General features: G+C 43.2%; 15 protein-coding genes and 1 tRNA gene. 4 read left to right on the top strand and 12 right to left on the bottom strand.

Annotated features, from left to right (window positions below; translation table 11 throughout):
• The coding region (locus NT178_02675) for a hypothetical protein (GenBank protein MCX5811435.1) at positions 1–233 on the top strand (233 nt) is incomplete at its 5' end.
• Here the strand turns inward: NT178_02675 and NT178_02670 are convergent.
• From NT178_02670 to NT178_02645, 6 genes are all read right to left on the bottom strand, one after another.
• Positions 211–3,018 (bottom strand): PD-(D/E)XK nuclease family protein, encoded by a 2,808-nt coding sequence (locus tag NT178_02670; GenBank protein ID MCX5811434.1) that lies wholly within the window; start codon positions 3,016–3,018, stop codon positions 211–213. The two genes, NT178_02675 and NT178_02670, sit on opposite strands and share 23 nt — an antisense overlap.
• The gene (locus NT178_02665; protein MCX5811433.1) at positions 3,015–6,338 is read right to left on the bottom strand and encodes a UvrD-helicase domain-containing protein; all 3,324 of its coding nucleotides are present in this window, start codon (positions 6,336–6,338) and stop codon (positions 3,015–3,017) included. The genes NT178_02670 and NT178_02665 overlap by 4 nt, the downstream gene beginning before the upstream one ends.
• A 208-nt stretch (positions 6,339–6,546) precedes the next feature.
• A complete protein-coding gene (locus tag NT178_02660) occupies positions 6,547–8,805 on the bottom strand; it encodes a bifunctional dihydroorotate dehydrogenase B NAD binding subunit/NADPH-dependent glutamate synthase (protein MCX5811432.1) in 2,259 nt (752 codons plus the stop codon).
• A gap of 30 nt (positions 8,806–8,835) precedes the next feature.
• Positions 8,836–10,332 (bottom strand): response regulator, encoded by a 1,497-nt coding sequence (locus NT178_02655; GenBank protein ID MCX5811431.1) that lies wholly within the window; start codon positions 10,330–10,332, stop codon positions 8,836–8,838.
• 109 nt (positions 10,333–10,441) lie between these two features.
• Positions 10,442–10,849, bottom strand: a complete 408-nt coding sequence (locus NT178_02650) for a response regulator (protein ID MCX5811430.1) — start codon at positions 10,847–10,849, stop codon at positions 10,442–10,444.
• A gap of 72 nt (positions 10,850–10,921) precedes the next feature.
• Positions 10,922–12,979: an ATP-binding protein gene (locus NT178_02645; protein MCX5811429.1), complete on the bottom strand. Its 2,058-nt coding sequence runs from the start codon at positions 12,977–12,979 to the stop codon at positions 10,922–10,924.
• A 194-nt stretch (positions 12,980–13,173) separates the two neighbouring features.
• Here NT178_02645 and NT178_02640 point away from each other — a divergent pair, with 194 nt between their 5' ends.
• Entirely contained in the window at positions 13,174–14,067 is an 894-nt protein-coding gene (locus NT178_02640; protein MCX5811428.1) for a glycosyltransferase family 2 protein, read from the top strand.
• 71 nt (positions 14,068–14,138) lie between these two features.
• Positions 14,139–14,226 (top strand) — tRNA-Leu (locus NT178_02635).
• Positions 14,227–14,351: 125 nt separating this feature from the next.
• Here the strand turns inward: NT178_02635 and NT178_02630 are convergent.
• The 6 genes from NT178_02630 to NT178_02605 all read right to left on the bottom strand — a co-directional run bounded on the left by NT178_02630 (position 14,352) and on the right by NT178_02605 (position 22,483).
• The gene (locus tag NT178_02630) at positions 14,352–14,621 is read right to left on the bottom strand and encodes a hypothetical protein (protein MCX5811427.1); all 270 of its coding nucleotides are present in this window, start codon (positions 14,619–14,621) and stop codon (positions 14,352–14,354) included.
• A gap of 115 nt (positions 14,622–14,736) precedes the next feature.
• On the bottom strand, positions 14,737–15,273 hold the full coding sequence (locus NT178_02625; GenBank protein MCX5811426.1) for a ParB/RepB/Spo0J family partition protein: 537 nt from the start codon (positions 15,271–15,273) through the stop codon (positions 14,737–14,739).
• Positions 15,274–15,698: 425 nt separating this feature from the next.
• A complete protein-coding gene (locus tag NT178_02620; GenBank protein MCX5811425.1) occupies positions 15,699–18,305 on the bottom strand; it encodes a hypothetical protein in 2,607 nt (868 codons plus the stop codon).
• 357 nt (positions 18,306–18,662) lie between these two features.
• On the bottom strand, positions 18,663–19,400 hold the full coding sequence (locus NT178_02615; GenBank protein MCX5811424.1) for a hypothetical protein: 738 nt from the start codon (positions 19,398–19,400) through the stop codon (positions 18,663–18,665).
• Positions 19,401–19,806: 406 nt separating this feature from the next.
• A complete protein-coding gene (locus NT178_02610; protein MCX5811423.1) occupies positions 19,807–20,676 on the bottom strand; it encodes a hypothetical protein in 870 nt (289 codons plus the stop codon).
• Positions 20,669–22,483: an adenylate/guanylate cyclase domain-containing protein gene (locus NT178_02605; protein MCX5811422.1), complete on the bottom strand. Its 1,815-nt coding sequence runs from the start codon at positions 22,481–22,483 to the stop codon at positions 20,669–20,671. Before NT178_02605 ends, NT178_02610 begins: the two co-directional genes overlap by 8 nt.
• A gap of 332 nt (positions 22,484–22,815) precedes the next feature.
• Between NT178_02605 and NT178_02600 the strand changes: the two genes are divergently transcribed.
• Complete coding sequence (locus NT178_02600) at positions 22,816–25,884, top strand: CHAT domain-containing protein (GenBank protein MCX5811421.1); 3,069 nt, start codon at positions 22,816–22,818, stop codon at positions 25,882–25,884.
• Positions 25,885–26,215: the final 331 nt, after the last annotated feature.

The following is a 26,215-nucleotide window of genomic DNA, read 5'->3' as shown; positions in this document are numbered from 1 at the left end:
TCCTTCTGCCCCGAAGGGGCATGAAATGTGAGCAGGATCAGTCAGTCTCAGGATACTGCTCACAGATATACCTGTCTTTCTCTGCGTACACTGCGTGCTCTGCGAGAGACAATGTCTTTAATGCCTTTTCCTCTCGCCCCCCCTTACGGGGACAGGCCCACTCCCTTGCGGTCGTTCGGGTACGCGGAGATCGCAGAGTTGAAACAGTTTTTACAGGTGACAAAGACCGATAAATGGACATGTACTGCATGCGTTGTCGTCAAAAGGTTTGAAGGGTTTCGAGCTGTCCGGTATGTCCGTTAAAACAGTCTTTACTCCATCCATGTACATGCCCAGCATTGATACTCTGTCGATATCCCGGTTGTCTTCAAAGAGCAGTTCCTCTTCATTGTTTTTAAGAAGCACCAGCTTTGCATTGATGTCTTTTATCGGCACGGAGAACATCCTATGAAACAGATACACATAAAGAGGCAGTTGGAAGGATTCAATATGTTTATGGATATCGTCAATGGAGCTGAAATCTGTTTTTTTCAGGATATTCTGTGAATATTCTTTTGTATTGCCGGTTTTGTAATCAATTATCATGTAGTTGCTGTCAAGGGAGCAATCAACCCGGTCTATCCTCCCTTTAAAGCGAATGGGTACATCCCCTGTGCTTATATCACCTCTTACTGTTTCTTCGAGGTATTGAATAATGAACGGTCCGGACACATTTTTGACATTTTTTCTTAAAAACCCTTCCAGCTTGTAGAGTGCCAGTGTTTTAAAAAGGTAGTAGTCGCCTGTAACCACCTTGTCCTTGAAACAACTTTCAATTGCCTCATGCATCTTTTCAAGGATATCGTTGTAATGCAAAGGATCGATCTCCATATTCATAAAACCCTTAAAGGTATCAAAAAGAATCCGATGAATCAGATTCCCCCTGTCCATTATATCTATATCCTCTGTTACAAAACGTTTTTCCTCAAATTTGAGGATGTTGCTGTAGTAAAACAGTATCGGGCATTTTATATAATTGTCTATTGCAGATGGTGAATAGACCATGTTCCTGAGTTGTTGCAGTACCATGCCTGTTTTTTTTATCTCAGGCAGGTATATACCGGGTCTTAGATTGACTTTATAGACTGCATGTTCTATGGGGATGACGTTAAGTTGTTTTTTCAATTTTTCATGTTCCCACAGGAGTTGTTCAATGTACCTGCTTCGCTGTCTGTCTTCCGCATTTATGTACAGCAGGTGTATCTCTTTTGCCGATTTAATGAGACGGTAAAAGTAATACCGGTAGATCTCTTCATTGAATTCAGGCGATGGAATGCCGAGCTTATCATATATGCCCAAGGGTATGAGCGGGTCTATCTTTTTCGGCTGAGGCATGATCCCTTCATTCACGTCGAGCATAATTACAGTATCAAAAGCAATATTTCTCGATTCAAGGACACCGATGATCTCCAGATCCTCAATCGGTTTTGTTTCGAAAGGCAGATTGATTGTTCTCAAATGATACAGGATAAAGTCGCAGAGTATTCTTTTATTTTCCTCTTGATCAGGATTCAGGGTTTCTCTGCAGAACCCGGCATGTTTCAGGTTTTCAAGAGATTCATATACCTGCTTGAATATCTCCCCTGAAAGCACGTAAGAGCGAAGAGGCGTATATGCGAGAATGAACTGAAGGGCCTTCTCCAGGGCTTCGGTCATTTCGAATAAATTATCCGCTTTTTCAATACTTTGAAAGAACATTGCCTGTAATTCTTTCAGGATTTCACGTGCATTGCCGGTTATTGACTCCTTCCCCTGCAGCATGGATTCAACCTCTTCCAGTCTTATAAATGGTTTGCCTGAGATACTGCTGCGAATATCGCCGGTAAGCGACTTTTCAATATAGTAGATGAGTGCTCTAATATTTTCCGGTATTTCAAGGTTTTTTATAAAGGGATGGAGGACGACCTGAAGGTAGCTGCCTGTTGAATACAGGCCTCCTTTTCGCTTTGTGAGTTGTGCATTCAACACGCTTGCAATCAAATCAAAAACAGATGTCCTCGAAAAAGGGTATCCGAGGGAAATATTGTATTTTGCGTCAATCCTGTCAATTGCAAAGGTAAGGAGAGGGAAAAGCGATTCCGACAAAGGGAGGATAATGGCAGTTTTTTTTGAATTGACTGTTTTTAGTATCTCCTGTACCTTCATAATCTCGGAGTGGGTATCGAATCCGGCATACATCTTTACAAGTGCAGGTTCTGTAGTTTGACATTCAATCTGTTCAATACCGGCGCCGAGATATGAAACAAACTGTTTTAATACAGGCCATTCTTCGGGGTTGCCTTCTACGATGATTTCCCCTTTGCCTCTCTCACAGATAGTCTTAATAAGTTTTTTCTCCACCTCTCCTGCTGCAAAAAGTCCTGCAAAACAGATCATTTCAAATTCACTGAAATCAACCTCTTCAATGACCTCAAGCGAGCACAGATGTTTCAACCCGGGGCTAAAACATTTTTGCTCTTTCAGCGATGCGTGAAATTCCTCCCTTAAGATACTTATATTCATCAGCAGTTCATTTATGCTTTCAGGAATGTCATATCCGATCTTTGCATTGTTTTCCAGGGAAAGGAGTTTTGTATTCGGAATATTTTCCATGTCAAGCTGGTTGATAAAATCGAGCATGTAGTGTCCCCAGGAAAAGAATTCCCCGAAACCCTTATTCTTCAAGGCATGGTTGTTGAAGGCCTTTAATGACTGAACCGTTTGATACAGCAGCCAAATGGCGTCGGCATATTCAATGTCCGAATAGTCGTGATATCGCTGCTTTACGATATAATCGATAAATTCCTCTATGGAGAAGAATGTTGGGGGATAAAAAGGCCTTTGAAAGTGTTCCGCAAGCCTTCTCTTGAGATAGAGAGACGGTCTTTTGCCGGGAAAAACAACGGCAACCCTTGATATGTCTTTGCTGCGATCAAGGATAAAATCCTTAAGTACATCAATAAAATCAGAGCCGAACGGTATGGAGTATATATTTTTCATACCTCTTTTATCCCGCCCTCATCAAGATAGAGGATGTATTTCTTTATTGGCTTGTCCGGATGGATATTTTCAATTAGACCGGCATAATGCATGATCTGACGGGCATGTTCCCCTGAGCGGGTTTCGCCTGTCTTAAAATCTACAATATCAATGCAATCATCCGTTATCGTTATTCTGTCGACTTTATAGGCATTGCCGCGGCTGTCTATAATCTCCTTTTCCGTATATACCAGCGCACCTTCTTCCGGCTGGAAGAACCTCTTAAATTCAAGGTTTAGAAAGACGTTGACAATCATTTTCCGAATCTCACGGGCATAAGGATGAAATACATATCTTGCTATACCGGCAGATATACATGTATCTAAAAACCCTTCATATTGATCGGGCAGCCTTGTAATCAAGGAAAGTATATAGTGAATGACATCGCCCTTCTTTTTTGCAAACAACTGCTCTTTAAAAAAACCAGGCACTCCTTCAAGCTTCGTGCCGATTTTTTCCATCCATTTTATATCATCTCCCAAATCATCAAATAACAGGCTCCCGGCGTCTGTTTTTGTTTTGTCTCCTGTCTCCTTTCCCCCGTCTTCCGGCGGTACTGCATTTGTCTGCCTGCCCATTTCAATAACATCGCCATGTATATATGCCTTCAGACCTTCAATTTGAAAGAGGTAATCAATTAAATAGTTTTTCTGCCTTTTTGAATCGCCCAGAAATATATAGAGTTCTTTCTGAGCGCGTGTACAGGCAACGTACATATTATTAAGTTCGTCAAGGAGGTATTCGGCTTCTTTTTCCTGATAGATTTTATTTAACTTTTGCGAATATTTTGTAAAGTCCTTTTTTATATACAGCAGATGCATGTCCTCTTTTTCTCTTACGAAATATTTTGTCTTGTTCCTTGCATCGGAAACACCGAAGGCATTTAGCTTTAAAAAGGGAAGGATGACAACGGGAAATTGAAGCCCCTTTGCCCGGTGAATTGTCATGACCTTAACGGCATTTGTCCCTTCAAAGGTATTTAAAAGGAAGGGCTTTTCTCCTTCCTGGCTATCCCGGAAGAATATACTTGAATTTCCGTTCCAGAATTGCAGGAATTTATTGAGGTTATTGCCTTCAAGTGCCTCTCTTTCTTTTATAAGTTCACAAACATGCATAAAATAAGGTGCATCCCCGGGATAGTTTATCAGTATCCGCCACTTTTTCAGGAAGAGTACAACAAGTTCGTACAGCGGCAGATACCCGGCACGTTTAAAAAAATATTCAAAATATTCATCCCAGATATTTTTATGGGACTCTTTGAACGTCTCATAGAGATAGCCTGAATTGCCCTTTATCCTGTTGTGCTCAATCCATTGGATGATCCGGCCTTCAGGCAGCAATGTTCTGTTTTGAAAGATGCTGCCCGTAAGAAAACCGGCAAAGGCAAGATCATCATCCGGGGCATTAATAAAGCTTAAAAAGTCTATCATCTCTTTTACGAGATGGTTATTCCTTACGTTTACGGTAAATTCCGATTCAACGCTGAAACCGGTTTCAAGAAGTATCCTGACGATAAAGCGCGCCTCTTCCTTTCTCCTCACAAGGACGGCAATATCCTTATCCTGAAAAACGCCCCTGTCCTTTATGCGCCGGATCACTTGCCGGAATCTGTCTTTTGTGATCTCATTTTTCTCATCTTTCGAGAGGGAACTGAAATTATCCTTTACCAATTCCTGTTCTTGAGCATCTGCCTGCTCCACCATTCTTTCGATGCTGATGTATCCTTTATCCGCTTTTGTACTGATGAATACCTGGGCAGTATCAGCATATGTTTCCATGACATTTGGCATATTTTCAGGGGAATAGGCCTGTGCGGTAGATTCTATTAGGGAATTAAGATTGGTAGCATCAAAAACAGTATTGTTGAATTTTACGATGTATTCATCGCTTCTGTAGTTTTCTGTAAGTTTGAACTCATAAACAGGATAGGCGCTGTACTTCAGCGCCACTTCATCCACCAGTTCGGATTTGCCGCCCCGCCAGCGATATATGGCCTGTTTTTTATCGCCCACAAGGAACAGCGTACCCCCTCTGCTTAAGGCCTCTTCTGCAAGTATCTCTACATTTTTCCACTGGAGGTGGTTTGTGTCCTGAAATTCATCTATGAGAAAATGGGAATAACGCTCTGCAAGGGCATAATATATTTCAGGGATAAAATGTTCTTTATCTAATATGTGCTGCAATAGTGTATTCAGTTGTTCTATCAGTACAATTCTTTTGTTGTGTGTGATTTCTTTGCTGAGCACCTTTTTGAAGAGCAAATAGATATCAACATAGGAAGAAAATTTTGATTCCGAAACTGCTTCGAAAAACATTGAGAGTGATCCCAGTATATCTTTCCATAAATCCTCATGCTCACTGTCAGGCTGCGCGCTGCCCTTATTCAGAGACGCCGCGATAGTCGGCCGTAAGAAATAACTGCTCCCCTTAATCTCAGACTTCTTTGAAATGGAGAATTGTTCAAGGGCATTGATGAACCTTTTGTCGGGCTTCATCCCCTCAGTGGCTTTCAGGTATGAACCCAACCCTGAGACTTCCTCTTCAATGCGGTTTTTGATGCGCTCTATATGCGATATATTTGCCTTATAGATAAAGGTTGCGTTCTCCTTGGCTTCTTCACGCCAGAAGCTGGATATAATATCCCGCAGGAAATCCTTGGGTATCCAGTTTACATACTCGCCTTCCAACTCGATATAGTTCCTTAAAAACCGGTCAAACCTTTCCTTCACAGCATTGTCTTCGAGTATCTTCTGGAGGCATTCCTGGAGAACAATATCGATGTAGCCTGCAGAATCAACGGAGATGTCAAAATCCGGCAGGAGATTTAATTTAAAGGCAGAGGCTTTGAGTGTGAGATTAACAAAACTGTCGATGGTACTTACATTAAAATCATAGAAATTTTTAATTAAAGCCTCGAAATTTATTTCAATTGCCTCTTTGATTGAATCTTCAAGGGTTTTTAAATCTTCTGTTCCATTGCCGCTTACCCCGGACCTGTTTTTCAATATTTCATCTATGGGCCTGCCCGATGAGCCTTCAAAGGGCAGATCGAGGATTATCCGTTTCATCCACTCTATAATGCGGGAACGCATCTCGTGAGCAGCTTTATTGGTAAATGTAATGGCGACAATGTTGGAGATGTGTGTTTTTATCGGTGAATCTGTGATTTTATCCTGAAGGAGGAGTTGCAGGTACCTTAACGCAAGATTATATGTTTTTCCTGCTCCGGCTGAGGATTTTACAATGAGGATGTGGGACAATGCCCGGTTGTTTTCAGTCACTTATGCATACTGCTCTGTTTTTTTTGATCCTTTTCAACCTTTTTAATGTATTCAGGTCTCAAACTATTGTAACAACAAAAATAGAAAAGGGGAACTGGAAATATTTCCGGTTCCCCTTTAGTTTTAACATCACAGAGACTTATAGATGCCGCCAGAGGCCTATAGATGCGGCAACCTTAGTCACGCAAGCATACAGAACTACTGACGACTACCATTGCCCGGTCTGCAGATATTCTTCCATTGCTGCCGCTGCTTTCCTGCCTGCACCCATTGCAAGAATAACCGTTGCAGCGCCGGTTACAATATCGCCGCCGGCAAATACGCCCTTCCTGCTCGTCTTGCCTGTTTCCGGATCAGCTTCGATGTTTCCGGACTTGCGCAAATTCAATCCTTCTGTTGTTGACGTCAATATCGGGTTAGGGCCCTGTCCAATAGCCACAATAATAACATCCACGTCGATGATATGCTCAGAACCTTTAACTTCAACAGGTCTTCTCCTGCCTGATGCATCAGGCTCGCCAAGTTCCATCTTCACACATTCGATGCCTTTGACCCATCCGTTCTCATCTCCTATAACCCTGACAGGGGCTGTGAGCAGTCTGAAATCGATGCCTTCTTCTTCCGCGTGGTGAGCTTCTTCTGCCCTGGCCGGCATCTCTGCACGGGAGCGACGATAAATAAGATATACATCGTCAGCGCCCATTCTCTTTGAAATTCTTGCTCCGTCCATTGCCACGTTACCGCCGCCGATAACGGCCACTTTGTTTCCTACTCTTACGGGTGTATCATACTCAGGGAAGAGGTAAGCCTTCATTAAGTTAGCCCGGGTAAGAAATTCGTTGGCAGAATAGACACCGTTCAGGTTTTCGCCAGGAACCTCCATAAAGTAGGGCAAGCCTGCTCCGGTGCCGACAAAGATCGCATCATAACCCTGTTCAAAAAGCTCGTCAACTGTTGTGGTCTGGCCGATAATCATATCAACCTTTATCCTGGCCCCGAGTTTCCCTACGTAATCCACTTCCCTCTGAACTATTGCCTTGGGAAGACGGAATTCGGGAATTCCATAAACAAGAACGCCGCCTGCCTTATGGAGCGCCTCAAAGATCGTTACCTCATGGCCCTTTTTTGCCATCTCTCCGGCCACGGTCAATCCTGCAGGTCCTGCGCCAACTACAGCAATCTTTTTGCCGGTCGGTTTTGCAGGCTCAGGTGCGCGTACATCACCCTGATTGAGTTCATAATCAGCGACAAAACGCTCAAGCCGTCCTATTGCGATGGGTTGTCCCTTTTTACCGAGGATACATTTTTCCTCGCACTGTGTTTCCTGTGGGCAGACGCGTCCGCACACTGCCGGCAGACTGTTTGTTTCTTTTATCGTATGGATTGCGCCCATAAAATCGCCATCCTTAATTTTTTTGATAAACTGGGGTATCTGGACATTAACGGGGCATCCCTCAACGCAGGGCATATTCTTGCAGTTCAGGCAGCGCGCCGCCTCACGAAGTGCGTTTTCTCTGGCATATCCCAGGGCGACTTCGTTAAAATTCTGAATCCTTACTTTCGGGTTCTGCTCCGGCATGGGCTCACGCTTCTTTGATTTTTTCAATGCCTTCTCTTTTTCCTCGAGCTTACATTTGTGATCCCACATGGCACGACGCTCTTCCCTGTTGTACATCTTTCCACGGAGCATCAGTTCACTAAATTCAACCTTGTGGCCGTCGAATTCCGGGCCGTCAACGCAAACAAACTTTGTTTCTCCACCGACAGTGGCGCGGCAGCAACCGCACATACCGGTGCCGTCAACCATGATAGTGTTTAAGCTCACAACGGTCTTTAAATTATGAGGACGGGTTACATCACATACCGCTTTCATCATCATGACCGGTCCTATGCCTATTACAAGGTCAATCTTTCCTTTTTCTGCGATGAGTTTTTTCAGCACGTCGGTAACAAATCCATGATGACCGTATGTTCCATCATCTGTTGTCACGTATAATTCGGTGCTTATCGCCTTCATCTCTTCTTCAAGGATCAGCATATCCTTTGTGCGTGCGCCTATAATGTTGATAACCTTATTTCCTTTTTCAAAGAGGGCTTTTGCAATCGGATATACAGGGGCAACACCGACACCACCGCCTACGCAGACGACTGTTCCGAAACTCTCAATGTGACTCGGTTTTCCCAAAGGCCCCACCACATCGAGGATTGTCTGACCCTGTTCAAACTTATTCATTTTTTGTGTTGAAGTTCCAACTACCTGGAATATAACTGTAAGCAAACCTGTTCCCCGGTCAAAATCTGCTATAGTTAACGGTATACGCTCTGCGTAATCGTCTACTCTTAAGACCACAAACTGTCCAGGTCTGGCTTTTTTAACGATATCAGGTACATAGAGCTTAAAGAGGACGATTGAGGGCGCCAATGTCCGTTTTTCAACAATTTCATTAAGTTTTGGTTCATTTGCCATATCTTCTCCTTTTTTATAATAAAATTTACTTTATTTTGATTCCTTACCCTGTTGAATCGGCAACATAACGGTAAATGCCGTACCCTTGCCTACCTTACTGTCTATTGTAATGTGGCCGAAGTGTGATTCCACAATCTTTTTTACTATAGACAATCCGAGACCGGTGCCTGTTACATACCTCGTATCAGGCCCGCATACACGATAAAACTCGTCAAAAATACAGGGCAAGCTTTCTTTGTCGATTCCTATCCCTGTGTCGGCTACTGTAATATGCAGGAAATTGCCGTCGGGTCTTGCATTTATTATTACCTTTCCGTTTTTAACATTATATTTAATTGCATTGGAAACAAGATTTGTAATCAATTGTTCCATCTCAGTCCTGTCTGCCTCAATGAGAGGCAACTGTTCGGTTACATCTGTTTCAAACTTAAGGTTCTTTGCCGTACCCTGCATTTTAAGCAATTCTACAGTGCTTAGAATAATATCGGAAATATTAAGAGGCTCCTTTTTCCTTGCAACAGACTTCACCTCAAGGCGGCTGTACTGCAAAAGATCATTAATAAGCTCAAGCAATGAATGTGCCCGTTGTTTTGCACGTTCCATCATTTGTTTGTACATCTGCGGGTCGCTTCCTGCTGCCTGGGTTAAATATGCGGAAAGATATCCTTCAATGGCGGAGAGCGGGGCCCTCAACTCGTGTGTTACCATTGCTACAAACTGTGATTTTATCTGGTTTATCTCCTTCAAGCTTGTTATGTCACGCATGGTGCTGACAACCCCGAAGTCCTGTCCCATCTCATCTCTTACCTTTGAAACATTTACCATCAATGTCTTGTTAATCGGCGTTGACAGCTCAACCTCTTCCGACAGCATTGTATACTGGGATGATTCGGAACTGAACCCTTTTTCAATAATACGGATTAAATCTCCGTTCATAATAATCTCACTAATATCTTTTCCGGGTTCAAGCTTTCCACCTAATGCAAGCATTTTTATTGCAGCAGGGTTAAACAGCACAAGCTGGCGCTCCCTGTTGATTACTAATATGCCGTCGGCAATGGAGTTTATTATTGTATGGGTCTTCGAACGCTCATTTGCAACTTCCAGCAGCTTCTGATCCCTCTCTTCCATAAGCCGCTTTGCTTGTATGCTCAAACGGCGTTTTTCCAGACCCCTGTTTACAAAAGCAAGCAACTGGTCAGGCGTAAAAGGTTTTGGAATGTAGTCGTAGGCGCCGCGTTTCATTGCATTAACGGCAGTCTCAATAGTGGCGAAACCGGTGATAACAATCATGATGATTTCAGGATCAATCTTTCTTACCTGCTCCATCATCTCCAGACCGCCCATGCCGGGCATCATTAAATCAACAAGCATGAGATCATATGGTCTGGCCATTACCATTTCCAGGCCTTCTTTACCATTAGCTGCCACATTAACGTCAAAACCTTCGCTTGCAAGGATTCTCCGGCAGCCTTCGCGGATACCCTTTTCATCATCGACGACTAAAATCGTTATCTTGTCATCCATTAATCACCATTTTATTCATGGTTCACAACCCTGGCGTTTGAGCTATGAGTTTTGTCCATGTGGATTGATCCATGCTTCTTTATTTTCCCGGGCAAACCCAAAGTCCATATTATTCGCCGGCTTTTGACCTTGCATATAGCTCATTTATTTTATTTATCAATTCTTCAGGTGTAAGCGGTTTACATGCATAATCATCTGTTTTCATCCAATAACCGTCGAGTTTCTGGTTAAAATCCATGCCGGTTTCGCCAAGGACTGCTGTAAGCATTAATATGGGAATATTCCTGTAAACAGGATCTGCTTTCAGTGCCTTTGCTACACCAAAACCGGTGTCGTGTTTTTCCATCATAAGGTCAAGCACTATTAAATCCGGCTGCTCAAATTTAACCTTATCCATTACTTCCCGGCCTGCATATGCCACTGCTACCTCGAAACCGCTATTTTCGAGAACAGCTTTATTCAGGTCTATAAAGTCCACATCGTTGTCAACAAGTAATATTTTCGGTTTTTTAGCCATAGCTTTTTCTCCCTGTTTTTTTATTTTGAAACGGCGATTTATGCGAACCCGTTTCTTCCTTTATTATATCATTTATGATATTTCTTCACATTTTGTTATTGGAAGGATTATGATAAAGGTGCTGCCCTTTCCAAGTTCCGAATAAACATCGATTTTGCCCTTATGCCTCTCAATTATACCGTATGAAATAGCCAGTCCAAGCCCTGTCCCCTTCTCTTTTGTTGTAAAAAACGGGGAAAAGAGTTTATCCATATTTTCAGGAGGAATACCGGGACCTGTATCCTGAATCTTTATCTTAACCTGTTTTTTATCCGCAGTTGTGCTGATTATCAGTTTCCCGTTTCCTTCCATGGCTTGAGCGGCATTTAAAATAATATTTAAAAAAACCTGTTTAAGCTTGGTCTCGTCGGCATTGATTGTTGGTATGTCCTGATAAAAGGACTTTTCTATCTTAATATTATAGAACAAAGATTGGTTTGTTATAAGAGCAAGGACATCTTCCAGCAGGTCATTTACATTCATCTCGGACTCACGGAGCTTTGTTTCCCTTGCAAAGCTCAAAAGCCCCTGAACAATCTCTTTGGCACGATTTGCCTCACTTATAATCAATTCAATATCTTCTTTTCTGGGATCTTCATTTTCAAGACTTTTTAATAAAAGATGGGAATAAATAGTAATCGTTCCAAGGGGGTTATTGATCTCGTGTGCCACACCGGCAGCAAGTTGCCCGAGAGAGGCAAATTTTTCTGTTTTTATCAGTTGCGCATGAGCCTGCTCCAGTTCCTGATGCGATTGCTGTAATTGTTTATGAGACTTTTTAAGTTGTTGATATATTTGTTTACTTTGTTCAAGAAGGTAGTGCAGGCAATATTCCGTCTCAGCAATCCCCTGAACCACTGCAATTGCCTTATCACGACAACTCTCGTGGCCGCATGCCCTGCAATCAAGATTGTGGTTCGGCGGGGATTTGTCGATCTTTTTAAGCACAGCCATTATCTGTTCTTCTGTCGGCACCGGGAGTTTCTGTTCCATGTTATCGAATCGCCTGCTCAAATCGACATTTTTATATAAATCAAGTTCGGCATTAACATCCGCAACATCCTGGCGGCTCATTTCAGCCTTTGCATGCCTTACGACTACTTGCCGACGGCCAAGGACAGACAATTCGCTGTCGACAAAAGGCCCATTCACGCAGCCAAAACAGTAAACAAAATCGAGAAATTTAGTCTTTATATAATCTACTGCCAACTGATTTAATGCACCTATGGCTCGTTTTTGTCCATATATAACGCTGATATCGTCCATCAAAATATCATAATGTACATCAATGGTCCTGTAAAGTCCTGGTGTTACAGAAATTGTCCTTCCGAGATAAGGTTTTGGACCATCAAAATTAGTCTCATCAAGCTTATTGCAATCGATGCCCTTTCTGTCAATCAATTGCCTTATGTCGCGGAAGGTAATTACTTCGTCAATAACCCCGGCTACTTCGGGGACATTCATCTCTCTTGCCTGAGCCATACAAGGTGTTACATAGACAATTTTCCAGTCTGCCCCTTTTATTTCACGGGCAACCCTGCCTATGGCAATCATTGGAGATACGATGGGCGCTATATTAGGAATCAGTTGGGGAAGGTATTTTTGAATGTAAAAAACTATTACGGGACAAAAGGAGGAAATTATCATTTCGCCGGTTTCTTCTAAAAGAAGTTTTCTGTAAGCCCGGGATATCAACTCAGCCCCGAAGGCGCCCTCCCAGACCTCTGTAAAACCGATTGTTTTCAGAGTCGTTGCAAGTTGTCCTGGTGTACACATATTGAGGTCTGCCGGAAATGCCGGATCAAGGCAGGCTATTGTTTTTTCCTTGTCTGATAACAGCTTAACCACATGGCCAAGACCACTCTTATAATCCAATGCCTGACGGGGGCATGATGTTATACAGCTTCCGCACAAGAGACACCGCTCAGGGATTATCTTAATGCTGTTTTTTTCGACTCTGATGGCCTTTGCAGGACATATCTGTATACAGTAGAAGCACCTGCGGCATTTATTGTTGTTGATGCTTATATCGCTGGAAGTTCCATTCCCGGGAAACAAAAAGCTCTGTTTATTTAATGTTTCAGGTTCCATTAAAATACAATTTATCCAGTAAAATTATGTTTATGTTGTATGAAGTACAACTTCTTGCCATAAGACCAGCGAAAATTTACCTTATAGCATGTGATAATATGTGCAATCAAGTATCGATTGTCAAGACAAAAAATTTGATGCCTCAATTATATAGACAAACACAAATTGACAGTGTATAAGAAAAATTAAACGTCATGAAAGACAAAACAGATTTCCCATTAGTCTCCATCATCATACCGACTTATAATTATGCAGGTTTTTTGCATAGAGCTATACAATCGTGCCTTAATCAATCCTATAAGTCCATTGAGATTATTGTTATTGATGACGGTTCAACGGATAACACAAAAGAGATTGCAGAGAGTTACGGCAACATGATTATTTATATCCAACAGGAAAATTCAGGCGTGTCTTCTGCCAGAAACAGGGGGTTGGATCATGCTGCCGGTGATTATATCGCCTTTCTCGATGCAGACGACTACCTTACGGAAAATGCTATTGAGATAAGGCTCAATGTGCTGTTGCAAAATCCCGAAGCAGGCGCCGTTATTACAGAAACATATTCACAGAAAAACGAGGGTTTGTCCTGCAAACCCAGGTTTAAATCCGATACCATGTCGGATAAATTCTATGAAGACCTGCTGTTGGGAAGATTTCCCTTTGGAACCTGTGCAGCCTTGATACGCAGCTCTATTGCAAAGCAATTCAGATTCCCGACGGGCATATCAAACGGGGAGGATGTTGTCTATTTTACAAAAATATTTTTCATTGCACCTGTTTACTATTTAACAGAACCTACTGCTGTTACGGTATGGCATAGCGACAGCCTGCGGCACGATATCGGGGAACTGAAAAGGCAGGGTGTAAGCCTTGCGCAGGTTATTTTTGACGACCCTTTTTATGGTGGAGCAATCGAGCATCTTCGCAAAGATTATATAGCCAACAGACATCTGGAACTTTTTAGAAAACTGTACTTAAATGGGGATAAAAAGATTGCCCGAGAACATTACGGGAAGGCCCTTTCTCTTAAACCTGACCGTATTTTAAAGGTAGATTATCTGATAAAATTTATTAAGGCCTGTTTTTAAAGGACGGCAACCTGTTGACTTATAATAATGGTTTTGATATGCTCTAAACTTATTAAGGCAGCGCATAATAAGCCGGAGTGGTGGAATTGGCAGACGCGCCGGACTCAAAATCCGGTGTCCCTTGCGGACATGGGGGTTCAAGCCCCCCCTTCGGCACCAATATTTAAGTACAGTGAATAGTCGTTAGTGTACGGTTTAATCCCGCTTCACGTTTCACGTCAGCTTTCTTTGTGCCTGTCCTCGCTTGCGGGGACTTCACGGGTTTATCCGCTTCACGGCCCCTCTCACACTTGTGGCGGCCTTTTCTTGCCGTATGGGATCATGGACACCTGTTGTTGGACATGATCACAGAAAACCTGTAGTTCATATAGGAGCTTTTCAACGTCTTCTCTTATATACGTTGCAAGACCCTTATCAAAATTTGTCTTTATGGATATCAGGCCTTTAACTTGCTTCTTAACGGATTTGGGCTTCGTATCAACAGGGTCAGGTTTAACTTTTTTGTATGATCTGCTCCAGTGTAGCATTTGTGACAGGCGCTTTAATAATAGCATCGAATATTTTATTTAGGTCGGGACAATCGAGGTTTGCGGCAAAGAGATACCCCTGGGAAACAGGGAGGTTTCCTGCTTGAATTGCTGTCTGAATTTCAGGAGAAAGTTTTAAAAGTTAAATTGTGCGGAACAAGGTAGGATAAGACTTTGCGGAGATTTCTATAATTGCGTTCACAGTGAACGCAAATTGTTCCGACACGTCCTCGGGTCTCCGATTATACATCACCAACTCACTCATCACTCCGTCCACATCATACCCCTTGTCGGGACGTTTCGCCTGAATAAAAGAGAGTATTCCTTTGGCCTGATCTATGGGACTTAAGCCTTCCCGTTGAAGGTTTTCAGTGAGTTGAAAGGCTATAGTGTCCCCTAATTCTTTGCCTGCTTCTATTACTCGCACCGGTATGGTTTCAAGTCCGAGTTGTTGGGCTGCCACAAGACGCCTTTCCCCGCATATGAGGATATATGTCCCGTCATCCCGTCCCGTTACAAGGAGGGGTTCTAAGATGCCTTTGTCTTTGATCGATTGCATGAGCGATTTGAATGAGTCTGTTTCGATAGCAATGTTTGATCGAACCTGTTCCAACACCACAATCTTTTCTATGGGAATGCACAGAAATTCAGGATTTACACTTGTCTTCTTCGTTGCCATAATTTTATCCCTTTTTTGAAATTCAGTGAATAGTCGTTAGTAGATGAATAGTCGTAACCTATTAACTGCCTTCATCGCTATTCACCATTCACTGTCTTTAATCCCCCGTGATGCTGATATTTTATTGTAGATATTTAGAAACAATGTGTCAAGACATTTTCGAGCTTTCTCCTGGGCCGACAGGCATTCTGCATCTTTTCTGTGTCGAGCAAATCAGTTGGGAATGTGTTTTATGAAAATTGTTAGATTCACTACAAGTTATGTAGCGCTCGTTTTTGTGATAATTGAACATTATGGATTAAAAGGGGCAATAACCAAGCAACTCATCAACGGTATAATTGTCTTGCGAAAGACTTCCCTGGGCAGGCAAACTTTTTTATTCGCGTATGATGGCGCGGATACATCGCCTTGTTCTCTCTCAAGGGCTAAAAATCTTTGTCGACTTCCCCACCTTCTTCTGCCGCAGCAATCATTTCTTTTTCTTCAGCGTCGAATCCCCAGAACAGTTGTTCTTCAGAGTATTTCTCCTTATTTTCTTTCAACCGATGAGTAATCCATTCCCTCTGTTTGTCATAGCGTTCCCTAATTTTCGAAACAAATATCTCACCAAGTTCACCCTCGATGGAACCCAAATCAAACCTGGAGAATTCTTCCTTTTCTTCTTTCAGAAGATAATCCAGAAAAAGCTCCACACGCCGGAATCGAGTACTAGTCCTTTCCCATTTCTCTTCCTCTCTGTCAACTAAGTTATCTACTTTAGCAACCATATCTTTTATCTCATCGCAAATAGCTTTGTCACTAAACGGAGTATCCTGTAATATTAGATCCAAATAGGCGAAGGAGTTTACGAGATATCGCAAATAGTACCAGCCAGCGGAAGTTATCCGGATGTGACTGGCATTTGTAATGTTCTCTGTAGCCCTAGTGTTAATCTCTAACAACTGCCTACTCACGAGAGAATTCATTGCTATCAGCAAATCTTCTCTATTATCGAAGACGTCCTCAAATGTCTCGACTAAGCGGGCTATTTCAACAAAACCGCGTCCCTCTTTGCTTGAATCTCCCCTGCAATTCAACAGAAAGTTTAGAACGCGCAAGCTTGTGAAATGGCTTGAGTTATTCTGATTTGAACAATTAAAAACATTCATGATCTGGCTATGAGCTTCTTTATAGTAGTACCTATCCTCCAGCATGATGGATTTGACAAATTCGTGGAAGGCCACATAATAATTACCATCGCGTCTATGTATGGTTAGCATTTTATCAACGTCGGTAGCTCCAGATACAAGGAAAGTAGTAAACATCTGCAAAGCACGTCTCATATTTCCATAGCATATTGCCTCAATAAATCGCGCTATGTTTTTGTTCTTTTCAAAGATACTATTCTGGACAATTTTCAAGAAATCAGCTACAGCAGCCTTATCGATGCTTATTCCTTTGGAATCCATTATTTCTACAATTCCAGGTAAACCTTCCAAATAGCCGAGAGCGAATTTAATCCGGCTTCCTAATAACACCCCAAATCTTGGGGAAGCAATATGAAATTTACGATTAGTGTAAGCGGTAAAACTCCTTTGAATACTTGCAGCATAGTATGATTCTTCCCGAAGGGCAACTATAGTGATTGCGTTGACTATCCTAGTAATTCTTTGAGCCAATAAAAAAATCTGAGCCTGATAGTCAGGCGGTAATTGATCTACGTTGTCTATGAAGAAAAGAACACCCTTCTTTCGCTTTTGTCTGCAAATGGTGAGCAATCGAGGGACATACTCTCGCAAGTTTTCTTGCCACTTCTGAAGAAAAGGCGATAAAATTTTCTCAAATTCTTCGGTCCCCTCTTGTAGATATACTAGAGCTGTTTCCTTCAAAGCTTCTATTTCATCTCTGAAAGCACGTTTTATATCACGATGCGTTTCCAAATGTGGGGTGCTGTATCGCCCTCTCAATTGCTCCAAAACAGAGCGCCAGACAAACTCTTCCATTTGAAATGGATCGAGAGGCGCCTGCAGAAAGTCAACATGGAACCAGACAACATTCTGCTCCAGCAAATCCTTACCAACTGTTCTTTGGTAACGCTTCAGAAAAGTGGTTTTTCCAGAACCAATTCCTCCCAAAAGCAGGAAGAGTTGACTATCTTGTGAATTAATCGCTATAGCTACAGACTCTCCAAAACGACCTGCATCAGACTTATTTTGAAATATTGGTATAGTTCCCTCATCTTTTAAAAGACTGGGAATAGAATCGGTGATAACAAGATCAAGGTCTTTTGCTATGATTTTAAGACTAGCAGAATGCACATAGCATGATTGAAGGATTTCGACCTGATCTTGATCGGCTATATCCTCGAAAATCTTGCGGATAAGATGATGTAACTGGGCATTAAGCCGATTTCGTTGCAAGGGCAGATCGGCATTAAATAGCCGATCTGTAACTCTGTGAAGCTCGCGCTTTGTACGCCGCGACACTCCAAAATGAGCGTCCAGAGAACCGCGGTAGATTGCATCATAGGAGAGAGTGTTCCAAAATTCGGTAAAATCAGCAATGATGTCTTCCATGCCTGAGAAAATTTTTGCCATACCAGAACGCCATGGTATGTCTTCACGAATGGCTCTAAATACTACCCATGAGTACCCATTGGTAGCCACGGCGTATCTAATGCCTTGATCATCGCAGTATCCCCGAACCTGCTTTACAGCCTCGCCAACATTTTCACCTGTCAACAAGGTTCCAGAAAGGCTCAAATATTTCCGGTTTACCGGTACGGGAAATACAAATGGCAATCCTTCTTTTTTAGCTTCCACTACCACATATGGCCGCCCATGAACACTCAGGCGGTAATCCATAAATCCCTGTTGGGTTCTTTCCTCTCGCTTTATTTGGCTCTCAGGCCATAAAAGAACCTCAGTCAGTATTCGATCTATAATTTTTACTCGTGTGTCCGCTTCGCTAACATTCCCATGCTTCTTACAAAACTCTCTAAATTCTTCGTAGATTTCTTGAAGTATCTTTAAGGCAAAATCTGGATCACTCATGGCCACCTCCATCAGGTGAAATTCGAAAAGGACCTTGCATATTTTGGTAAGAGTGCTTCACGGGACTGAAGGAACGTTCTCTGGGGCCATCGGGGACGTTGGTAACTTCCGTAACTTTATTGATTTTCCCGCCCATGAATCCATTCTCCCGCAATTGTGAACAAACTTCAAGAAGAAAATCGTCGATCCAATAATCAAATGCCATTTGAATTTTTCATAATTTCCGGCGGCTTGCCGGTTCAGGACTTCAGGAAATAGCAAAGCATCAAAAACGAGCACAAAATGTTGATATAAGATGAAAGTAAAAGTTGTTGATTTACAAACGAAAGCGATAACTTTTGAATTCAGCGGCGGTGATTAACGTCTGGTTGGATTGTATACGGCCAAGACCAGGCAAAATGCCACAAACCCAAGGAGACCAAACATCCACTGTGGATCCGGGTAGACGTAAAGTACCACGCGTATCCCGCTGCCCCACAGAAAAAGAAAAAAGGCGGTCAGCGACAGGATCATCCATTCGCTCAGGCGGTTCTTCCGCGCAAAGATGGCATACATAAGGGGCAGGATTCTACGGAACAGGATGTGCAATCCCACCATGATCATCAGCGTTCCAACGATAAAGAGTATCCAGGGTGAAAGCCCCAGCCCCCGGTTGAAATGGCCGGTGTCTCCTCCTGAGGCAAACGGGCGCATCAGGATATAGGCAATAAGTTCCATGAAATTGGCAATGACAAACCAGAACAGGATGTGCATGAGCCATTTCCTATTCTTCATCCCTTCTTTCTGCAGAAACACCAGGCCAAGGATAACAATGACCGCATGGACGCCCAGGGGGCTCCCGCCGATGATCGCTTCCGTAGCGCAATTGGCGGAGGGAAAGAGTCGGTAATAATGCACCCCTTCATCCCAGCAAGTCATCGTCAGAGGATTTCCCCAGACGATGCCGAGAGGATTTGGCATACAACCGAGGAGCCATGCGCTGATGCTATGGGTAAACTCGTGCATGATGATGACCAGCGCCTGGAGGACAGCAAACGTTACTACAACGATGATCATGTATTTCAAGGTTTCCCGGATGTGTTCAAAAGTACTCATCGTTTGTTCCTTTGCCGAGTCGAAAGTTTATTCAATACCGTATATTCATATGGTCGCAGTAATTTACCTTCCGTGTTATCAATATCATGAATAATTATAAAAATAAAACATTAATGAACAGCAATTCTCTCTATGCATAAATGCAACTCAGAGAGAATTGCTGAAGTAATGCACTCTATATATAAAGCGCACCACGTTCATGGCGTACTTACGGGAAGAATATGGAGTACGAAATTCTGTTTAGAAATAGGAAATCTTATCAGGCTTTGTTTCCGAAGAGGCGGTTATGTATCCGCTTCCGTCTATCTGAGGCCCCCATCTATCGGGCTGGCTGATGCGCGAAGTGGTCGAATGGTATTTTGGGCTCCATTCCGGGGCGAAGCATCATTTTAAGCATCTAAAGCCTTCAGTGGCTATCACCATTGGTCCAATCAACAAGAATATTTTTGAAATACTCATTGTCAGGGAAATCATTCCGGAGCATCGTTATCTCATCTTTCGCCAATTCCATAAAGTTCTTTGCAAGGAGATAGAAGACAAGGGAAAGTCTTTGGGAAGTATCGTCTTTGTTCAGTCTCGAAGATAAAAGTTTCTTCTGAATTGCATTGACCTCATTTTCTTCAGGTATATTAAACCTCCCACCGGCCTCAAGACGATTACTTTTTACGATCCACCGGTATATGTTGCCATATTTCAGGATATTGTTTGGGATTTTAAGGTTATCCTTATCGGTTTTTGAGGCATATACAACTTCTTCTTTATCAAATACAATTATCGCTACATTCTTCGGCCCCTGGCAGGAGTTTTTCCATCTGAGCTCTGGTGCAAGCTCAATGACTGCAGTGTTCAAAGGCGATAATGTCCCTAAACATAGAGATTTATCCTTTCTCAGCACAAGGGCGCCCATGGTTCCCGGCGAGCTTTCCCTTGGCGCATGAAGACCATCTTTTATATTGATCTGGCCCTTGATCGTCAGCATTTTATCGCCCTTCACCTGTCCTGTTGAATTCGAGGTAAATTCATAACCTTTGTTCTTCTTTGCGGAAACAACAATAGCTTTTCCTTTTGCGACCTCAATCCTATCACCCTCCACAATCGGACGGAGAAGATCCTTGCTCCTGCTCAGACCGGATGTCTTCCCTGTAGAATCAGTTACCTTGACATCGCCTTCAATCTCAAACAACATCCCGAAATTATCTAAGGAGTACGATGATCCTGGAATGAGGGTCAACATGCATGCAAGTATTAATATTAAAGTAGCCAACGTTTTACTCATTATTCACCTCCTGGGTTCCGAGATCCTCGAAACAGTATTCGTCTTTCAGCATATTATACGCAGAAGCGCTTAAAAGCACAGGTTTTTTTAGCTGTTTGGTAAGCCCCTCTATTCTTGATGCAATGTTCACATTGGCACCCATAATAGTGAAGTCCATCTTCTTCTCAGATCCGATGTTCCCCATTACGACCTTTCCATAGTGAATGCCTATGCCAATAAAAAGTTTTGTATCTCCAATGAATGGCGTGAGCACACCTTCATCGTTCAGTCTTTGCGTTTCATGAAGGATTTCAAGGGCGGATTGTATCGTGCTACTTACCGGGTTCTCTTCACCTGCAAAAAATGCGAGAACTCCGTCGCCGATGAACTTGTTCACAAACCCGCCGTGATGTTTCACAATGTCGGTAATGGTTCCAAAATAAAGGTTCAGGAGGCTCACAATATCCTGAGCCTTATGGTTCATCGAGAGCATTGTAAAGTCCCTGATGTCAAGGAACAGAATAGAGGCATCTCTATATTCGCCCTTCAGGAGGTTTTCAGGGTCCCGATCAATGAGGGAGTCGATCACTTCTTTGTCCACATAATATCCAAAAGTCTTGTAGAGTCGCCTCTTATCCCTCTCTTCTATAATGTAGTGGTAGGGGTAAATAAATGCCGTGACAAGGAACGGGGCGAGGATATGGGGGAATAAAGGGATTATATGACCCCGTGAGAAAAAAAATACGCTGCACGCGAAATAGATGCACATCAATAGAAAAGTGGCGGATATTCCATACTGGGGCTTCATTTTCAACGCTATGGAAATTCCTGTAAGACCAAGAATAATAAGCAAGGCGGCCTTTATTGTCATGCCGAGGTCTTTAAGAAAAGTCTTTGTCAGGAGAGTCTCGGCTGCCACGGCATGTATGAGAGAACCCGGGATACGGACCTTTCTTTGCAATGCAATTTTTTCAGGCATTGCCCCTCCGCAAGAAGAAAGTCTGTAATTGCTGAGCGGTGTCTGATGGACATCCTCATGGGGACTTATGTAGCCGAGAATAACCGCTTTCCCCCGGAAGGCATCTTGCCCAACCTTGCCGTGCATAACGTCTTCAAAGCAGAAGATCGGGATATTTTTGAGGAGGAAGAAGTTCAGATTGACTGACGCAGAAGGTGGCGACTGATGGTCAAGAAGCCTGACGATTGTAAAAGCAAAGGACTCCTTGTTTCCGGGGAGCAGTTCCTGCCTGCGTATGATGCCGTCGTTTCTTGTCGTGTCGCCATCAGTAAGCACGATATCTGAAAGATGGACATTGCCCATGAATGGTACCAGCCCGTAGTAGAAAGGTGTCAGGCTCTCGTGATATGCCTGTACCACAGGAATATCACGAGAGACACGTATGATCGGTTCAAGAAGCGAATTATCGAGCTTCCTGCCGGTCTTTTCTATGAAGCTAATGTAGGCCTGCGGAGTTTTGTCATAGAGCGAGAGGACCGATTTCTTGAACTTCTCGCTCTGTTCATGGATAGGGATGATGTCAAGCCCGATGACGGATACTTTGTAATCACTCATTTTGTTAATAAAGTTTCCAATGTCAGGATAAAGGAACATAAGGGGTTTTTCCGAGAGAAGTTTTCTCTCATCGATACCAACAACCACTATTCTGCCTGAGGTTTGTACTTGTCCAATGCCGAGCAATTCAGATATTTGGAACCTGATGTCGTATGACTTCAGGTCCAGGGGATTCCACAGTCTTTGTGTCAGGAAGAGAATTCCCGTTATGACAAAACCAATGATTATCGGAACCCAGTATTTTCTTTTCCTCATGCATTCCTTTGAGTACTCATGCATATTTTACCGAAACTACTTTTGAGTCCAGAAGAACTGACAGGATTTTTTTCGGCATGCGATAAAAATAACACAAGAAAAGCAAATTATCAGCAATTTATCAATACGAACTTATCGATTTTATGGTTAAAAACCAAATAATTTGTCAAGTTTTTTCAGTTGGACAAAATCACATAATTTTGTAAGTCGTCTTTTGAATTTCAGAATTCCCATGTTTAAGCACGCCAAAAACGTAACAACTTTCCCCTGGAAGCCAATACAATCAAATATAATATTTTTATCTTTGTTTATGATATAACATATAGACAATCATGGGCAGGATCCTTCTCATATTATCCCTGATCGTAGCTACACTCCAGTCTTGTGTTACAACAACAACCATGTCTTTAGAAGAGGCAAAACGGGTAACTATCTCTATGATGGGCGAGGACACTTTTGTGCCCCCGCCACGTCGTGTTGAAGACATCACCGCGATATTAAATCAACCCGGTAAGTCTACTTCAGGCTCTACCGACTACTATAAAAGTAAAGCCGCTGCTGCTCCTCCAGCTAACGAAACCGAACAAGGCCAGGCAGATTTCTATAAAAACAGAAGCATTGCAGCATATGAATTAGGCCGCAGCAAGCAGACGCTGGAAGATGGTAAGATGGCTGAACATTATGCCGGGAAGGCAGGGATCACAGATCCTATTTTTATACAAAAATTTGCTACTGCCGAGAGAGAAGCCGGCAATTTTCGGCGTGCCATACAATTATACGAACAAAATATAAAGGCATCAAATTACATATGGAGTTATGCGTTTTTGGCGTTTACATACGCTTCCATAGGAGACATAGAAGCTGCAAGCAGGATAAAAGAGGATGGAATCAGGAATTGTAGAGAAGGGAAAAGAGGAGCAGCCCTTTGCCAAATCATCAAAGCACATATGGAAGCCGCTATCCTTGAGGCACAGGGCAAATACAGAGAGGCAGAACCATACATCCGCGATTCGCTCGACAGAGCCCTTGGCGCACAATTTAATTTTTACACTCCTGGAGGCGTACTGCGTTGGAAAACATGGCTTGCCCGCAATCTGTTTTTTCAGGGACGTTTTTTTGAGTCAGAAATAGCAGCCCGCGATGTATTGAATGAATCCCTCGGTCATGGCGGTCAGGAATCCGCACAGACATTTTTTGCGGTCTTCATAATTTCTCTTGACCTGGCAGCACAGGGGAGAATCCTGGAAGCAGAACGACTGCTATCTTCAGCGATTAAAACCCTCGAGGCTTCCGGAGTTACAAACGATTCACTGTTAGCAGCTCAGGCAAGGAGCGGCTATGGTAATTTGCTTACCGCCAGTGGCAACTACAGGCGCGCCATGGAGCAATTCGATCTTGTGAAAACAGGCATGCAGGAAAACCAATATCTTTATGACAAATCGTTTACAAAAAACCCGGCGCTACTTCTTTCCCTTCTTATGACAGGCCGCACCGGGGAGGCAACGGGCATCATATCCGATAACTACGAGAAGTTCAGGAACGTCTTCGGTGAGAAAGATTTCAATACTGCAGAAATGCTGGCACTCCGTGGAATGGCACATTTCCGTCAAGGGAACCTCAAGCAGGCCCGGGAAGACTTTTCTAACTCAATCAATATACTCACGCAATATGTTGCGGATAGAGGCGGCTATATCAGAAGCCAGCGGGTGAAAATCATCATTCAGGACTACATGAGGCTCCTTGATCGTGTTCGCGAAACCGATCCTGCGATTGATACGATCGGATTGTCTTTTCAGCTCGCCGAGATAACACGTGGTCAAACGGTACAGAGTGCTGTCATGGCAAGCAGCGCCAGGGCTGCAGAGACAGATCCCGAGGTTATCAACCTGATCCGCCAGGAACAGGATACATTGAAACAGATAAGCGTTACGGAGACTTCAATTCTTGAAATCATCTCAGCATCGCCTGACCAGCAGAACCCGCAACTAATCAAAAGCCTCCATGCAAAACTGGATGCTCTTCGGCAGGCGAGGGGCATACTGATTGACGAGATCAAAAAACGTTCAAAAAAATACGCTGAGTTTGTCAATCCACAGACCCCGCTCCCTGCTACAGTGCAAAAGCACCTCCGTCCCCATGAGTCGCTGATTTCGATTTATACCCTTGATGATCGTACATACATCTGGGCAATTCCTCAGAGCGGTAATATAAGATTTGCTTCCGTGCCTGTCCTTAAAACAGACCTCGATGAGATTGTCTCAGCGCTCCGGAAATCACTCGACCCAAATCCGTCCTCATTCAGCGATATTCCACTATTTGACACTAACCTCGCACATGAATTATTCAGCACATTCTTCCTCCCGGTAAGAGATGGATGGAAGGATGCCCACGATATTCTGGTCATAGTAAACGAGCCGATAAGCCAGATACCCCTGGCTACCCTCACAACAGAACCGTTTAAACAACCGAAAGAAGAGAAACTCCTTTTTGACGGATATAGAAATGTCCCATGGCTTATTCGTCAGGTTTCTATAACCATGGTGCCTTCTGCATCGTCGCTCATCTCGCTTCGTATGTTACCTGCAGGCCCAATACAACGAAAAGCCTTTGCTGGCTTTGGCGATCCGATCTTCAATCCCGGACAGGTCGCCATGTCAGAAAAACAAACCCCGTCAAATGAGGCGACGATTCAGGTGAGAAGTGTGCGTCTGTCAAACAGGGGCGGGCTTGACAGCAGTAAGCTTATTTCAAGCCAGATTGAAAACCTGGAACGTCTCCCTGATACCGCCGAAGAAATTAAGGCTATTGCCGTAGCACTGAAAGCAGACATGCCCCGCGATGTTTTCTTGGGGAAAGAGGCTTCTGAAAACAGGGTTAAAACCATGGATCTCTCTGACCGGCAGGTTATTGCCTTTGCCACTCATGCGTTAGTCCCCGGTGACTTAGACGGACTTGACCAGCCGGCTCTTGCCCTTTCTTCACCCAAGGTTACCGGCATTAATGATGATGGATTGTTGACGATGGGCGAGATTATGAAGTTGAAGTTAAATGCTGACTGGGTTGTACTTTCTGCCTGCAACACAGGTGCTGCGGCGGGATCGGGGGCTGAGGCACTCTCCGGACTCGGGAAGGCATTTTTCTATGCCGGCACAAGGGCTGTTATTGCAACCATGTATCCTGTTGAAACAACATCGGCGAAAAAGCTGACTACGCAGCTCTTTCAAAATCAGATTGAGAACAGAGAATATACCCGTTCCCAGGCACTCCAAAAGGCCATGCTGAATCTAATCAAAGATCCCGGATATATTGATCCGATTTCGCAGAAGATTGTGGCAAGCTATGCCCATCCTCTGTTCTGGGCACCTTTTGTCCTCTTTGGTGACGGGGGAAGAGAAGACTGACAGAATTAGAAGGGCTCTCTTTACACAAGAAAAGCAATTTCTCAATACGAACGTGCAGATTTTATGGTTAAAAACCCGACAATATCCATCAAAAAATCAATATCTATTTGGATGTTGATTGCCATTCGAAATACAGTATGAATTGCTTCTTTGTGAAAAACTCGTTTTTATTAAGCTATGAACGATACCTCTTTTACCAAACACTCCTTTCTATTCCCACACTTTTACATCCCAAAATGTACTTCATCCCTGATCTTTACCAGACACTCATCCGGAGACATTTCTGAATATATCTCATGTCATTGTCCGGTATGCCGCATGTAGGAGAGAT

Source organism: Pseudomonadota bacterium (assembly GCA_026388255.1).
GTDB lineage: Bacteria > Desulfobacterota > Syntrophorhabdia > Syntrophorhabdales > Syntrophorhabdaceae > JAPLKB01.
The sequence above is the reverse complement of the archived record's forward strand: the minus strand, read 5'-3'. Positions and strand labels throughout refer to the sequence as shown.

Coding starts and splice junctions, on each gene's coding strand:
- NT178_02670 (MCX5811434.1), bottom strand. CDS start 3,018: ATGAAAAATATATACTCCATACCGTTCGGCTCTGATTTTATTGATGTA.
- NT178_02660 (MCX5811432.1), bottom strand. CDS start 8,805: ATGGCAAATGAACCAAAACTTAATGAAATTGTTGAAAAACGGACATTG.
- NT178_02655 (MCX5811431.1), bottom strand. CDS start 10,332: ATGGATGACAAGATAACGATTTTAGTCGTCGATGATGAAAAGGGTATC.
- NT178_02650 (MCX5811430.1), bottom strand. CDS start 10,849: ATGGCTAAAAAACCGAAAATATTACTTGTTGACAACGATGTGGACTTT.
- NT178_02645 (MCX5811429.1), bottom strand. CDS start 12,979: ATGGAACCTGAAACATTAAATAAACAGAGCTTTTTGTTTCCCGGGAAT.
- NT178_02640 (MCX5811428.1), top strand. CDS start 13,174: ATGAAAGACAAAACAGATTTCCCATTAGTCTCCATCATCATACCGACT.
- NT178_02630 (MCX5811427.1), bottom strand. CDS start 14,621: ATGCTATTATTAAAGCGCCTGTCACAAATGCTACACTGGAGCAGATCA.
- NT178_02625 (MCX5811426.1), bottom strand. CDS start 15,273: ATGGCAACGAAGAAGACAAGTGTAAATCCTGAATTTCTGTGCATTCCC.
- NT178_02620 (MCX5811425.1), bottom strand. CDS start 18,305: ATGAGTGATCCAGATTTTGCCTTAAAGATACTTCAAGAAATCTACGAA.
- NT178_02615 (MCX5811424.1), bottom strand. CDS start 19,400: ATGAGTACTTTTGAACACATCCGGGAAACCTTGAAATACATGATCATC.
- NT178_02610 (MCX5811423.1), bottom strand. CDS start 20,676: ATGAGTAAAACGTTGGCTACTTTAATATTAATACTTGCATGCATGTTG.
- NT178_02605 (MCX5811422.1), bottom strand. CDS start 22,483: ATGAGGAAAAGAAAATACTGGGTTCCGATAATCATTGGTTTTGTCATA.
- NT178_02600 (MCX5811421.1), top strand. CDS start 22,816: ATGGGCAGGATCCTTCTCATATTATCCCTGATCGTAGCTACACTCCAG.